The organism is Sphingopyxis sp. (assembly GCF_036675685.1).
In the GTDB taxonomy this organism is placed as follows: Bacteria; Pseudomonadota; Alphaproteobacteria; order Sphingomonadales; family Sphingomonadaceae; genus Sphingopyxis.
On record NZ_JAKFEM010000042.1, the window covers coordinates 71216 to 84999 of the forward strand.

Here is a 13784-nt window from a genome sequence, read left to right on the forward strand (position 1 = left end):
GCAAGATGATGCTGAGCGCCGCCGCAAGCGCGCTTGTGCTCACCAGCGTCGGGACGCCCGCGGCGCTCGCGCAGTCGGGCACGCAGCAGACCGCGCTCGTCGATTTCGTCAACCCGCTGATGGGCACCGATTCGAGCTACCGCCTGTCGTACGGCAACACCTATCCCGCGGTCGCGGTGCCCTTTGGCATGAACAGCTGGACCCCGGTGACCGGTGAACCGGGAAACGGCTGGGGCTATACCTATGACGGCGAAAAGATCAGCGGCATCAAGCAGACGCACCAGCCGAGCCCGTGGATGAACGACTATGCCGCTTTCGCGCTGATGGCCGAAACCGGCCCGGTGAAGGTCAAGCAGCAGGACCGCGGCAGCTGGTTCAGCCACAAGGCTGAGGTCGCGCGCCCCTATTCGTACAAAGTCTATCTCGCAGATTATGACGTGACCGCGGAGGTCGCGCCGACCGAGCGCGCCGCGCAGTTCCGCTTCACCTTCCCCGAGAGCGATGACGCGCACATCCTGCTCGACGGTCTCGCTGGCGGCTCGATGGTCAAGGTTGACGTCAAGAACCGCCGCATCACCGGCTATGTCCGCAACAACAGCGGCGGCGTGCCCGACAATTTCCACAATTATTTCGTCGCCGAATTCGACCGCGACTTCACGCTCGCGCGCACCTGGGCGGGCGAGAACGCGCCGACGAACGAACTCGCGCGCGAGGGCGATCATGTCGGCGCGGTGCTGAGCTTCAAGACCAAGAAGGGCGACAAGGTCCATGTCCGCGTCGCGTCGTCGTTCATCAGCCCCGAACAGGCGTTGCTGAACTTGCGCAGCGAAATCGGCAGTGACAGCTTCGATGCGACGCAAGCAAAGGCGAAGGCGGCGTGGGAAAAGGAACTCTCGCGCATCCGTGTGACCGATCCCGACCCCGAAAAGGTCCGCACCTTCTATTCGTCGCTGTACCGGATGCTGCAATTCCCGCGCATGTTCCACGAAAAGGACGCGACCGGAAAGATCGTCCACTACAGCCCGTACGACGGCAAGGTGCATGACGGTTACATGTTCACCGACAACGGCTTCTGGGACACCTGGCGCGCGGTCTTCCCCTTCTTCGCGCTGATGTATCCCGACCTCGACAGCCAGATCATGCAGGGGCTGGTCAACACCTATAAGGAGGGCGGCTGGCTGCCCGAATGGGCAAGCCCCGGCTATCGCAACGTGATGATCGGGTCGAACTCGGCGAACCTGATCGCCGACGCCTATTTCAACGGTGTGCGCGGTTTCGACGTCGAGACGCTCTATGAAGCGATGATCAAGAATGCGACGACAAGCGAGGGCCGGCCGAAGGACAAGGCGGGCAAGGTGATCGCCGCGGTCGGGCGCGAGGGCGCCGAATATTACAACCAGCTCGGCTATGTCCCCTATGACGTCGGCATCAACGAGAATGCCGCACGCACGCTCGAATATGCGACCGCCGACTTTTCGATCGCGCAGCTCGCGAAAGCGCTCGGCAAGGATGCCGATGCGAAGAAATATCGCGAAAGGGCGCTGAACTATCAGAAGCTCTACGACAATCAGAGCGGCTGGATCCGCGGCCGCAACCAGGACGGGTCGTGGTCGACGCCGTTCAACCCGTACAAATGGGGCGACGCCTTCACCGAGGGTAACGCGCTTCATTACAGCTGGGCGGTGATGCAGGACGTCCAGGGGCTGATGACGCTGATGGGTGGGCGCGAGAAATTCGTCGAGCGGCTCGATGCGATCTTCACCACCCCGCCGATCTTCGACGAAAGCTATTACGGCCAGGTGATCCACGAGATCCGCGAGATGCAGATCGTCGACATGGGCCAATATGCCCACGGCAACCAGCCGATCCAGCACATGCCCTATCTCTACAACTGGGCGGGTGCGCCGTGGAAGACGCAGCATCGTGTGCGCGACATCATGGCGAAGCTCTATTCTTCGGCGCCTGACGGCTATCCGGGCGACGAGGATAATGGCCAGACCTCGGCCTGGTACGTCTTCTCGGCATTGGGCTTCTACCCGGTCGCCTCGGCGACGGGCGAATATGCGATCGGCAGCCCGCTGTTCCAAAAGGCGGTGCTGACGATGCCGAACGGCAAGACGCTGACGATCAACGCCGCGAATAATAGCGCGACGAACGTCTATCTTCAGTCGGTCGCGCTTGGCGGGAAGCCGCAGAGCAAGACCTATTTCACCCATCGCGCGCTGTCGCAGGGCGGCACGGTCGACTTCGTGATGGGCGCCAAGCCGAACAAGCAATGGGGCGCCGCCCCCGCCGATGCGCCCTTCTCGATCAGCGCGCGTGGAAAGTAGGATGAGCATGACCCCCAATCGCCGCGAGATCATGGCCGGCGCCGGCGCGCTCGCGCTGGCGGCCGCGATGCCCGCCGCCGCACGCGCCGCTGCGGGCGGCTTCGCCAGCAAGCGTCCGGCGCCTGCGCAGCGCGCCTTCACCAGCCCCGCGATCGAGGCCGAGATCGCGCGGGTGAAGGCGAAGATCGCCGACCCCGAACTCGCCTGGTTGTTCGAAAATTGCTACCCGAACACGCTCGACACGACGGTGCAGACGGGCACGCTTGATGGCCGCCCCGACACCTTCGTGATCACCGGCGATATCGAGGCGATGTGGCTGCGCGACAGCTCGGCGCAGGTGCAGCCCTATATCCACCTCGTCGCCAAGGACGCGAAGCTCAAGCGGCTGTTCCAGGGGCTGATCCAGCGGCAGGCGCGCTGCATCCTGATCGACCCCTATGCCAATGCGTTCGACAAGGATCCGACCGCGCCGTCGAAGCTCGAATGGTCGCAGACCGACAAGACCGAGATGAAGCCCGGTGTCGCCGAGCGGAAGTGGGAAATCGACTCGCTCTGCTATCCGATGCGGCTGTCCCACGAATATTGGACGCGCTCGCGCGACAAGACGCCGTTCGACGACATATGGTCGCGCGCGATGAAACTCGCGGTGGAGACCTTCCGCGCCCAGCAGCGCAAGGATGGGCCGGGCCCCTACAGCTTCCAGCGCCCGGCGCTCCAGCCTACCGACAGCGTGATGCTGAGCGGTTATGGTTCGCCGACGAAAAAAGTCGGCCTGATCCACTCGATGTTCCGCCCGTCGGACGATGCGTGCCTCTATCCCTTCCTGATCCCGTCGAACCTGTTCGCGGTGTCGGTGCTCCGCAAGATCGCCATCGTTCACCGCGAAGCGCGCGGAGACAGTGCCGCGGCGGCCGACGCCGAGGCGCTCGCCGCCGAGGTCGAGGCCGCGCTGAAAGCGCATGCGCTGATCGACGACGGCAAGGGCGGTCAGGTCTGGGCCTATGAAATCGACGGCTTCGGCAACTGGGTGTTCATGGACGACGCCAATGTGCCGAGCCTGTCGGGCCTGCCGCTGATCGACGTCGTCGACAAGAACGATCCGATTTTCCTTCGCACCGCCGCGCTCGCCTGGTCCGACCGCAACCCCTATTTCTTCAAGGGCACGGCCGCAGAGGGGATCGGCGGGCCCCACATCGGCCTCGACATGATCTGGCCAATGTCGATCATCACCCGCGCGATGAACGCCGACGACGATGCGACGATCCTGCAATGCCTGCGCTGGCTGAAGACGACGCATGGCGGCACCGGCTTCATGCACGAAAGCTTCCACAAGGACGATCCGAAGAATTTCACGCGCAGCTGGTTCGCCTGGGCCAACGCGCTGTTCGGCCAGCTGATCGTCGAGGTCGCCGACAAGCGCCCCGCGCTGCTGGCACGGCCGCTGTGAGCGGGGAGGGGACGATGATCACCACCAGCCGCCGCCAGCTTCTCGCGACCACGGGCCTGCTCGCACTCGGCGGCGCAATCCCCGCCGGCTGCTCGCGTGTTGCGGGCGAGGGCAAGGCAGTCGCGATTGGCAAGCCGAACCTCTTCATCGGCACCGGCGGGCACGGCCACACCTTCCCCGGCGCGTCGCTGCCGTTCGGAATGGCGCAGCTCAGCCCCGATACGAACACCCACGGCTGGGATGCCTGCTCGGGCTATCATCAGAAAGATGGCTCGATCATGGGGTTCAGCCACACGCATTTGTCGGGCACCGGCATCGGCGACATGCTCGATATTCTCGTCGTGCCGACGCGGCGCGAGCTGAAGCTCGAACCCGGCACGATCGAGAAACCCGGCGAGGGCTATCGCCAGCGTTATTCGGACGAACATGCCGAGCCCGGCTATTATCGCGTGAAGCTCGAGACCGGCGTGCTCGCCGAGCTGACCGTCACCGAACGTTGCGGGCTGCACCGCTATCGCTTCGGCCAGGGGCCTGCGCATATCCTGATCGATTTCGCGCACGCGATCGAGGATGACTGGGACAAGGGTATCGTCGTCGAGGACGCGTCGCTCGACCTCGGCGACGACGGCATGCTGACCGGCGGCCGGCAGGTCAATCGCTGGGCCAAGGGCCGGCGCATCCATTTCGCGATGCAGATGTCGCGGAGGCCCGATCGCGTGCAATTTTTCGGTGACGACGGCAAGCCCGCTCCCGAAGGCGCGAAGTCGATCAAGGGCAACAAGCTCAAGGTCGCCTTCTTCTTCGACGATGCCGGTGGCCAGCCGATTCTGATCAAGACAGGGCTTTCGGCGGTCGATGTAAAAGGCGCGCATGATGCACTGGCGCAGGAGGTCCCGGCTTGGGACTTCGACGGCGCGCTCAAGGCCGCGCGCGGCACCTGGGCGAAGGCGCTCGGCGGCATTCGCGTGTCGGGCGGCACCGAGGCGCAGCGGACGATCATGACGAGCGCGCTCTATCATGCGCAGCTCGCGCCGACGCTCTTCACCGATCGCGACGGGCGTTATGTCGGGCTCGACCGGCAGGTGCATGAAGCGGCGAAGGGCGAGGAGGCGTTCAGCACCTATTCGCTGTGGGACACCTATCGCGCGCTCCATCCGCTGCTGACGCTGATCGATCCCGCGCGCGCCGCGCTGCTGACGCGCGACCTCTGCCGCCAGACCGCGCAAAGCCCAGCCGGCCCGCTCGTCTGGCCGCTGCAGGGGGTCGAGACCGCGTGCATGATCGGCTGGCACGCCGTCTCGGTGCTCGCCGAGGCGCATGCGAAGGGGATCAAGGCCGATTACGCCGCCGCCTGGCCGAACATCCGCCGCCGCGCCTTCGACCGCGAGTATAAGGATATCGACAGCACGCTCGGCCGCGATTTCTATTACGACCTCGGCTATATCCCGTGCGACGAGGTGTGGGAATCGGTCAGCCGGACGCAGGAATATGCCTATGACGACTGGGCGATGGCGCATCTCGCCGACGCGGTCGGCGCCAAGGACGATGCGGCGGCGCTGCGCAAGCGCGCGCAAAATTATCGCGGCGTCATCGACCCCGAAACCCGCTTCGCCCGCCCGCGCTTCAAGGACGGCAGCTGGTGGAAGGATTATGATCCCGTCCAGATCGGTCATGACGTCAAAAAGTGGCGCGACTATACCGAAGCGAACGGCTGGCAGGCGACCTTCCTCAACCAGCACGACATCCATGGCCTGATCGACCATTTTGGCGGCGATGCCGAGTTCGAGAAGAAACTCGACGCGCTGTTCAACGCGCCCTCGACCTTGCCCGACAATGCGCCGCCCGACATCTCGGGGCTCGTCGGCCAATATGCGCACGGCAACGAACCGAACCATCATGTCGCGTACATGTACGCCTATTGCGGCGCGCCCGCGAAGACGCAGGCGATGATCCGGCGCCTGCTCACCGAAATGTACAAGAACGACCCCGACGGGGTGATCGGCAACGACGATTGCGGCCAGATGAGCGCGTGGTTCATCCTCTCGGCGCTCGGCTTCTATCCGGTCGATCCTGTAAGTGCGATCTATGTGTTCGGATCCCCGCTGTTCGATGTCGCCGAGGTGACGGTGGGCGAAGGCAAGACGCTGACCGTCCGCGCCGAGGGCAATGGTCCCGATCGGCCTTATGTCCAGTCGGTCAGCTGGAACGGCAAACCCTGGAGCAAGAACTGGATCGCGCATGCCGACCTGATCGGCGGCGGTGAGCTGGTTTTCGAGATGGGCGCCAAGCCGTCGCAGTTTGGCACTGCCAAGGGTGACCGACCGCCTTCCTTCGGTCCTGCTTCCGCATGAGCCAGATTAAAGACAAGTTTTTGGTAACGAAAAGAAAATGATAAGAACGGAATCTCTCGTGAAATCTCCCCAAATCCTGCCGCCCCACCCCGCCGGATCCGAAACGATGTTTCTGGCGGCCGGTCGGGCTTCGGCCTTGCGCTGCGGCCCGGCGCCCTTCAGAAGCCTCAGCGATTGGGCGAGGGGATGGCGCTGATGGATGGTCCCGTAACAGACCGCGGCGAAGCGCGCCTGTTCGCCGGCGTCGAGCTCGGCGGCACCAAGTGCATCTGCACGCTTGCCGCGGGCCCGGACGACATCCGCGACCAACGAACGATCGCGACGACGGTGCCGTGGGAAACGCTGCCGGCGATCAAGGCCGTGCTCGATAGCTGGTCGCGATCGCACGGTTTTTGCGGTCTCGGTATCGCGTCCTTCGGCCCGATCAAGCTCGACCCCGGCAAGGCCGGCTACGGTCAGATCGGCGCGACGAACAAGTCCGATTGGGAAGGCGCCGACCTGCTCGGGCCGCTGCGATCGGCGTTCGACGTTCCGATCGGGTTCGACACCGACGTCAACGGCGCGGCGCTCGCGGAAATCCGCTGGGGCAGCGGCCGCGGCCTCGACGATTTCGCCTATGTGACCGTGGGCACCGGGGTCGGGGTCGGGTTGATCGTCCACGGCCGCCCCACCCGCGGTTTCAGCCACAGCGAGATCGGCCATATCCTCGTTCCCCGCCTGAAGGGCGATGACATGGTCAGCGTTTGCCGCTTCCACGACGACTGCGTCGAGGGATTGGCATCGGGCACCGCATTGAACGCGCGGCTCGATGGGCGGCCACTGTCCGGCGTCGGGCCCGACGATCCGGTGTGGGAGCCGATCGTGCACAGTCTCGCCACGATGGTGCATGCGCTGGCCTGCACCACCGGGCCGATGCGCGTCGCGATGGGCGGCGGTGTGCTGTCGGGCCAGCCGCAATTGCTGCCCCGGATCAACGCCAAGGTAGCGGCCAGCCTTGCGGGCTATATGCAGATCCCCGGCGATGGGGCCTATGTGACGTCGCCCGAACTCGGAACGATGGCGGGTCCGCTGGGCGCGATCGCGCTGGCGATGGAGGCGGTCGAAAGCGCGGGAACATATGCAGCGCCGTGAGGATTGCTCTTCCTGTTCGCCATTGGACAGCGCCGGCGCTTGGCGGCACAAGGGCGGAATGAAACGCCTGTCCGTCGCCGCTGCGCTGCTCGCTCTGCTGCCGATCCAGTCCGCCGCCGAGCAGCCGGCGCCCGATCCGCTCGGCTTCGTCGATCCGATGATCGGCACCGGCCCCGAAGGTCACACCTTCCCCGGCGCGACCGCGCCCTTCGGCATGGTCCAGCTGTCGCCCGACACCGACGCGACGTGCCAGATCCGCGAATGCTATGATCATGCCGCGGGCTACAGCTATCCCGACCCGACGATCCAGGGGTTCAGCCACACCCATTTTTCCGGCGCCGGCCATTCGGATCTCGGCGACATCCTCGTCATGCCACAGGTTGGCGAGGTCAAGCTCGATCCGGGCAACCCGAAGCAGCCCGGCTCGGGCTACCGCCAGCGTTTCGACCATGCGACCGAAAAGGCGAGCCCCGGCTATTATGCCGTGACGCTCGCCGACAGCGGCATCCGCGCCGAACTCACCGCGGGAACGCGCGTCGGCGTCCACCGCTACAGCTTCCCGGCGGGCAAGGACGCGCATCTGCTGCTCGACCTCCGCTCATCGCTCTACGATTATTCGGGCAAGATCCTCTGGTCGGGGCTGCATCTGCGCCCCGATGGCACGCTCACCGGTTTCCGCGAGACGCGCGGCTGGGCGCCGGGGCGCAAGCTCCATTTCGCGATGCGCTTCTCGGCGCCGGTCAAGACCCATGCTTTCCTCGATCGCGACGAGAAGATTCCCTACAAGGGTTTCCAGGCACCCGGGCGCGGCAGCGATGTGCTCGCCGAAAAGCTCGGCAAGGCGCTCGAAGCGCGGCTCGATTTCGGTGAGCTCGGCGGCCCGCTCGAAGTCCGCGTCGCCTTGTCGGGGGTCGACGAGGCGGGCGCTGTCGCCAATCTCGACGCCGAAAGCGCCGACTTCGATACCGTGCGGTCGCGCACCGAAGGCGAATGGCGCAAGGCGCTCGGCGCGCTCGAAATCGAAGCACCCGCGCCGATGCGCACCAATTTCTACACCGCGCTCTATCACAGCCTGCTCGCGCCGAGCGTGTGGAGCGACGTCGACGGCCGCTATCGCGGCCCCGACGACCAGGTCCACGCCGCGAAGGATTATACCTTCCGCTCGACCTTTTCGCTGTGGGATACCTTCCGCGCTCAGCATCCGCTGCTGACGCTCGTCCAGCCTGAAGAGACGACCACCGACATCGTAAAATCGCTCGTCGCGAGCCGCAGGCACAGCCCGCACGGCATCCTCCCCGTGTGGCAGTTCCATGGGCGCGAGACATGGACGATGATCGGCTATCACGCTGTCCCCGTCATCGCCGACGCCTATATGAAGGGCGTGGGCGATTTCGACGCGAACGAGGCGCTCGACGCGATGGTCGCAAGCGCCGACTACGCGCCCTATGGCGGGCTCGGCGACTATATGAAGCTCGGCTATGTCGCGATCGACCGCGAGCCCGAGGCGGCGTCGAAGACGGTCGAATATGCCTATGACGACTGGACGATCGCGCGGATGGCCGAAAAGATGGGCCGCAAGGACATCGCCGACCGTTTCTACAAACGCGCGGGTTACTGGCGGAACAGCTTCGATGCCAAGACCGGCTGGCTCCGCGGGCGCAAAGCCGACGATAGCTTCCGCACCCCCTTCGACCCGACCGCGATCAACTATGGCTCGGACTATACCGAGGGAAATGCCTGGCAGTACAGCTGGTTCGTCCCGCAGGACCAGGCCGCGCTCTTCGGTATCCTCGGCGGCGATGCCAAGACGATCGCGAAGCTCGACGCGATGTTCGACTATGACAATAGCAAGCTCGACTACAGCCATGCCGAGGATATTGCCGGGCTGATCGGCCAATATATCCATGGCAACGAGCCGAGCCACCACGTCGCCTATCTCTATGCCTATGCCGGCGCGCCGTGGCGGACGCAGGAGCGGCTGAAGCAGATCGTCGACAGCCAGTATAAGCCGACCCCCGACGGGCTTTCGGGCAACGACGACCTTGGCCAGATGTCGGCATGGCTCGTCTTCACCGGGCTCGGCTTCTACCCCGTCGCGCCGGGGTCGAACCAATATGTGATCGGCCGGCCGTTCGTCGACCGCGCGGTGCTGAACCTGCCCGGCGGCAAGCGCTTCACCGTCGAGACAACGGGCCTCTCCGACGCCAACCGATACGTCGGCAAAGTCGAACTGAACGGCAAACCGCTGACGCGCAGCTGGATTTCGGATGCCGAAATCCGCGCCGGCGGCACGCTGCGCTTCACGATGCAGGCACAGCCCGATGCGGCGTGGGGCAAGGCGCCCGAGGCGCGTCCCTATTCGCTCTCGACCGCGCGTCGCACCCCCTGACCGCCACGAAAGCCAACGCCATGTCCGACGACCTCATCATCCGCGCGCCCGTCGCCGCCGATTTCGATCGCTGGCTACCGCTCTGGGACGGCTACAACGCCTTTTACGGACGCAGCGGCGACACCGCGCTTCCCGCCGACATCACCGCCGAGACATGGGCGCGTTTCCTCGATCCGCGCCAGCCGGTCCACGCGCTCGTTGCCGAGACCGGCGGCGAACTCGTCGGCCTCGCCCACTTCCTCTATCATCGCAGCACCACCGCGATCGCCGACAGCTGCTACCTCCAGGACCTGTTCACATCGCAGGCCGCGCGCGGCCGCGGCGTTGCCGGCGCTCTCCTGGGTCGCGTCGGCGCCGCGGCGCGCGCCGCCGGCGCGAGCCGCGTCTACTGGCTGACGCACGAGGGCAATGGCGTCGCACGCCGATTGTACGACCGGCTCGCCGAACATGCGGGATTCATCGTTTATCGCATGGCGATCTGATACCAACCGGCCGCTTTCGGCTCCCGCCCGCGCGATCAATGCCGCCCGAGTTCGTCGCGGCCGACCACCATATAGTGAACCTCGTCGGGACCGTCGGCGAAACGCAGATGGCGTACGTCGGCGTACAGGTCGGCAAGCGGGGTCCACTGCGAAATGCCCGTCGCGCCGTGGATCTGGATCGCCTGGTCGATGATCTGGCAGGTCCGTTCGGGAACCATCGCCTTGGCCATGCTCACCCAGACGCGCGCCTCGCGGTTGCCGAGCAGGTCCATCGCCTTGGCCGCCTTGAGCACGATCAGGCGCATCGCCTCGATCTCGATCCGCGCGCGCGCGATCACTTCGAGATTCTTGCCGAGTTGCGACAGCTGGCGGCCGAAGGCCGTGCGCGAATTGCCGCGCTTCACCATCAGGTCGAGCGCGCGTTCGGCCTTGCCGATCGTGCGCATGCAATGATGGATACGACCCGGCCCGAGGCGCATCTGCGAAATCTCGAACCCGCGGCCCTCGCCGAGCAGCATATTGTCCTTCGGCACGCGGACATTGTCGAAGCGCATGTGCATATGCCCCTGCGGCGCATGGTCGGCGCCGAACACGTGCATTGGGCCGAGCACCTGCACCCCGGGCGTGTCCATCGGCACCAGGATCTGCGAATGCTGGGCTTTCCTCGCGGCCTCGGGGTTTGTGTTCACCATGCAGATCAATATCTTGCAGCGCGGATCGCCTGCGCCGCTGATGAAATATTTCTCGCCGTTGATGACCCACTCATCGCCCTCGAGCCGCGCGCTCGTCTCTAAATTGCTCGCGTCCGACGAAGCGACACCCGGCTCGGTCATCACATAGGCCGAGCGGATTTCGCCGTTCAGCAACGGCTTAAGCCACCGCTCTTTCTGCTCGGCGGTGCCGACCATTTCGAGCACTTCCATATTGCCAGTATCGGGCGCCGAACAATTCAGCGATTCCGAAGCGAGCGGCGACTTGCCGAGCTCGGCGGCGATATAGGCATAGTCGAGGTTGCTGAGCGGCGTTCCCGTGTCGCCGTGCGGCAGGAAGAAGTTCCACAGGCCCGCTGCCTTCGCCTTGTTCTTCGCATCTTCGAGCAGTTCGAGCTGCCCCGGTGCCCAGCTCCAGCGATCGGCCCGGCCCTCGCCGAGCCGGAAAAATTCCTCGGTGATCGGGTCGACATTTTCGGCGATGTGGCGCTTCACGGCATCGAAGAGCGGCTGTGCTTCCTTCGACATCCTGAGGTCGTTGAGTTCGGCTTCGAGTTCGATCGGCGACATGGCAGTTCTCCGCTGGATTTGCCCGGTAGGGTAGCGGCGTCATGTCATCCAAGAAAATGATAGGATCGAATATTATATATTCGCTTTACGAATGACTAGTCCGCTTTCGCCAGTTCGTCGATGATGATCGCGCGCAACCAGCCAAGGCCGGGATCGGCCTGCGCCGCTTGATGCCAGTATAGATAGCTGCCGCTCTGTTCGACCGGCAGCGGCAGGTCGACGAGCTGCATCGGCCACATCGCGTCGAGCACCTCGGCATGCGATTGCGGGAGCGAAAAGAGCATGTCGGACGAGGCGACGATCTGCCAGGCGGTGATCGCATGCTGGCACCGGACGGCGACGCGCCGGACAAGACCCATGCGTTCGAGCGCCATATCCTCGAGCCCGGGACCATAGGGTCGCGCGGTCGCGACAACATGCTCGAGCGCGAGATAGGCGTCGAGATCGATCGCGCCGTCGACGCGCGGATGCCCCTTACGCGCCACGACGACGATCGGTTCGGTCCCGAGATATTGGCTGCGGAGCCGATCGTCGGCGGGCAGGGCGACATCGAGCGCGAGGTCGAGGTCGCCATTGGCGAGCATCTTCACCAGATCGCGCCGGCGAAAGGTCACGCTCGCGAGCGCCACATGCGGCGCCTCGCTCCGCACGCGCGACACGAGCGACGAGAAGCGGGGCATCTCGCCCGACAGCCGCACCCCGATACGAAACTCGCGCGTCGCCTCGGCGGGATCGAACGACGTCGCGGCATCGAGCGCTGCATCGAGCCCGCTCAGCGCCTCACGTACCGGCCCCGCGATGGCGCGCGCCGCCGGGGTCGGCATCAGCCTGTTCCCCTGCCGCACGAAGAGCGGGTCGTCGAAGGTGTCGCGCAGCCTGGCGAGCGCGTGGCTGATCGCAGGCTGCGAAAGGTTCAGGTGCCGCGCCGCGGCCGACACCCCGCCCCTGGCGAAAATCGCATCGAATATCCTGAGCAGGTTGAGATCGAACCGGGCAAGATGCCGCAAGGCTTTCTCCTAAGCGAAGTCGGCATGTGGAGTGTTGCCGACCCATAACTGCCAAAGGCGGGGAAGTGAACTGACATCGCGGCGACGTTGTCCCGCGGAGGAAGTTGAGGGCGTGCCCAACATCCGGAACGCCGCTGTCGCTTCCGCTCACGATGCATCTGCGCGGTACGCCGGAGGGCTTCTGAGTCCATCCATTTACCCGAGCGAATGCACAGCCGGACAGAATCGCGTTGTTCGAATGTCGGCGCTCGGCTTGGGACGGCTGGGGGGCATTAACGATTAGGAGAATTCGATGTCCCCGTCTCTCAAGAAACTAGCACCCGCAGTCATGATTTTGACTGGGTCCCTGGCTTTGGGTGGCTGTGCCACCAAGGGCTTTGTGCGCGAGCAGGTCGCCGTTGTAAGCCAGCGCGTCGATGCGCTCGAAACGCAATTGCAGGCGACCGACGCCACCGCGAAATCCGCACAGGCAGAAGCCCAGTCGGCATCGGGGCAGGCGCAGAATAATGGTCAGCGCCTGGATCAACTCAATGCCCGGGTGGATGGTATCGAGCAGCGAATGCAGCAAGCCCAGCAGAAGCGGCCGCGCAACTGACGCGGCAAGGCAATAAGTGCATCGAGCGATGATCCATGCCTTGCTGGCGCTTGCGCTGGTCGCCCCCCTGCCTGCACAAGCGGTGGAGAAGCCTCCAACCTCAGAGCAGACGGTGTCGCAGACGAGCGCTGCGGAAAATGACGAGGCGAGACGATCGGAGGCCGCCACGCGCGTTGCCGATTGGATCGCCGCGTCGGGGGATAACGGCGCCCTGCCGTATATCATTATCGACAAGGCGGCCGCCTCCCTCCTTTTATTCGATGCAAAGGGGAAATTGCTTGGCGCAGCTCCGGTATTGATCGGTGTGGCCGTCGGAGACGAGGCTACTCCGGGCATTGGAACCAAGAATCTCGCCGAGATCGGCCCCGCGGAGCGGACAACGCCCGCGGGGCGCTTCCTCGCGAAATTCGGAATGGCGGCTGGCAGGCAGAAGGTGCTCTGGGTCGATTATGCCACGTCCGTGGCGCTCCACCCGATCCCGAAGGGCAACCAGAAGGAACGGCGCCGCCAGCGCATGTTGTCACCGGCGATAGACGACAATCGCATCACATTTGGCTGCATCAACGTGCCTATGGCGCTTTACAACAAGAGCGTCCGTCCACTTTTCCAGAAGAAAGGCGGATATGTCTATGTGTTGCCCGACACCAAGCCGCTTGACGTCGTTTTCCCGCGTTTACGCGCGCAGCCTTTCCCGAACGCTGCCGCTTCCTGACAGGGCCGCCTGAGCCATGAAATGCCGTTCTCGAACCTGCGATATGGTTTCGGGCGAAAG

At 64.7% G+C, this 13784-nt stretch carries 10 protein-coding genes; 8 read left to right on the top strand and 2 right to left on the bottom strand.

All coding sequences use genetic code 11. The features are described from left to right. The first annotated feature begins 5 nt into the window (after positions 1-5). The 6 genes from V6M50_RS16470 to V6M50_RS16495 all read left to right on the top strand — a co-directional run bounded on the left by V6M50_RS16470 (position 6) and on the right by V6M50_RS16495 (position 10130). Positions 6-2330 carry a GH92 family glycosyl hydrolase gene (locus V6M50_RS16470; protein ID WP_332819709.1) on the top strand — a complete coding sequence of 775 codons (2325 nt, stop codon included), beginning with the start codon at positions 6-8 and terminating at the stop codon, positions 2328-2330. Positions 2331-2337: 7 nt separating this feature from the next. Beyond that, positions 2338-3777 (top strand): glycoside hydrolase family 125 protein, encoded by a 1440-nt coding sequence (locus V6M50_RS16475; protein WP_332819710.1) that lies wholly within the window; start codon positions 2338-2340, stop codon positions 3775-3777. Positions 3778-3791: 14 nt separating this feature from the next. Continuing rightward, positions 3792-6128, top strand: coding sequence for a GH92 family glycosyl hydrolase (locus V6M50_RS16480; protein ID WP_332819665.1), 2337 nt, complete (start codon positions 3792-3794; stop codon positions 6126-6128). Positions 6129-6323: 195 nt separating this feature from the next. Next, positions 6324-7259, top strand: a complete 936-nt coding sequence (locus tag V6M50_RS16485) for an ROK family protein (RefSeq protein ID WP_332819666.1) — start codon at positions 6324-6326, stop codon at positions 7257-7259. Between the two features lie 58 nt (positions 7260-7317). Beyond that, on the top strand, positions 7318-9648 hold the full coding sequence (locus V6M50_RS16490; RefSeq protein ID WP_332819667.1) for a GH92 family glycosyl hydrolase: 2331 nt from the start codon (positions 7318-7320) through the stop codon (positions 9646-9648). Between the two features lie 20 nt (positions 9649-9668). Further along, entirely contained in the window at positions 9669-10130 is a 462-nt protein-coding gene (locus tag V6M50_RS16495; RefSeq protein ID WP_332819668.1) for a GNAT family N-acetyltransferase, read from the top strand. A 35-nt stretch (positions 10131-10165) separates the two neighbouring features. Here V6M50_RS16495 and V6M50_RS16500 read toward each other — a convergent pair whose 3' ends face one another. Beyond that, positions 10166-11410, bottom strand: a complete 1245-nt coding sequence (locus V6M50_RS16500; RefSeq protein WP_332819669.1) for an acyl-CoA dehydrogenase family protein — start codon at positions 11408-11410, stop codon at positions 10166-10168. Positions 11411-11505: 95 nt separating this feature from the next. After that, positions 11506-12417: a LysR family transcriptional regulator gene (locus tag V6M50_RS16505; RefSeq protein ID WP_332819670.1), complete on the bottom strand. Its 912-nt coding sequence runs from the start codon at positions 12415-12417 to the stop codon at positions 11506-11508. A 292-nt stretch (positions 12418-12709) separates the two neighbouring features. Between V6M50_RS16505 and V6M50_RS16510 the strand changes: the two genes are divergently transcribed. Next, a complete protein-coding gene (locus tag V6M50_RS16510; RefSeq protein ID WP_332819671.1) occupies positions 12710-13012 on the top strand; it encodes a hypothetical protein in 303 nt (100 codons plus the stop codon). A 28-nt stretch (positions 13013-13040) separates the two neighbouring features. After that, entirely contained in the window at positions 13041-13724 is a 684-nt protein-coding gene (locus V6M50_RS16515; RefSeq protein WP_332819672.1) for a hypothetical protein, read from the top strand. The last annotated feature ends 60 nt before the right edge of the window (positions 13725-13784 follow it).

What these genes read in the sequence shown, in the direction of transcription:
- V6M50_RS16480 (WP_332819665.1), top strand. Translation starts at nt 3,792, where the DNA reads ATGATCACCACCAGCCGCCGCCAGCTTCTCGCGACCACGGGCCTGCTC.
- V6M50_RS16475 (WP_332819710.1), top strand. Translation starts at nt 2,338, where the DNA reads ATGACCCCCAATCGCCGCGAGATCATGGCCGGCGCCGGCGCGCTCGCG.
- V6M50_RS16500 (WP_332819669.1), bottom strand. Translation starts at nt 11,410, where the DNA reads ATGTCGCCGATCGAACTCGAAGCCGAACTCAACGACCTCAGGATGTCG.
- V6M50_RS16495 (WP_332819668.1), top strand. Translation starts at nt 9,669, where the DNA reads ATGTCCGACGACCTCATCATCCGCGCGCCCGTCGCCGCCGATTTCGAT.
- V6M50_RS16485 (WP_332819666.1), top strand. Translation starts at nt 6,324, where the DNA reads ATGGATGGTCCCGTAACAGACCGCGGCGAAGCGCGCCTGTTCGCCGGC.
- V6M50_RS16510 (WP_332819671.1), top strand. Translation starts at nt 12,710, where the DNA reads ATGTCCCCGTCTCTCAAGAAACTAGCACCCGCAGTCATGATTTTGACT.
- V6M50_RS16515 (WP_332819672.1), top strand. Translation starts at nt 13,041, where the DNA reads ATGATCCATGCCTTGCTGGCGCTTGCGCTGGTCGCCCCCCTGCCTGCA.
- V6M50_RS16490 (WP_332819667.1), top strand. Translation starts at nt 7,318, where the DNA reads ATGAAACGCCTGTCCGTCGCCGCTGCGCTGCTCGCTCTGCTGCCGATC.
- V6M50_RS16470 (WP_332819709.1), top strand. Translation starts at nt 6, where the DNA reads ATGATGCTGAGCGCCGCCGCAAGCGCGCTTGTGCTCACCAGCGTCGGG.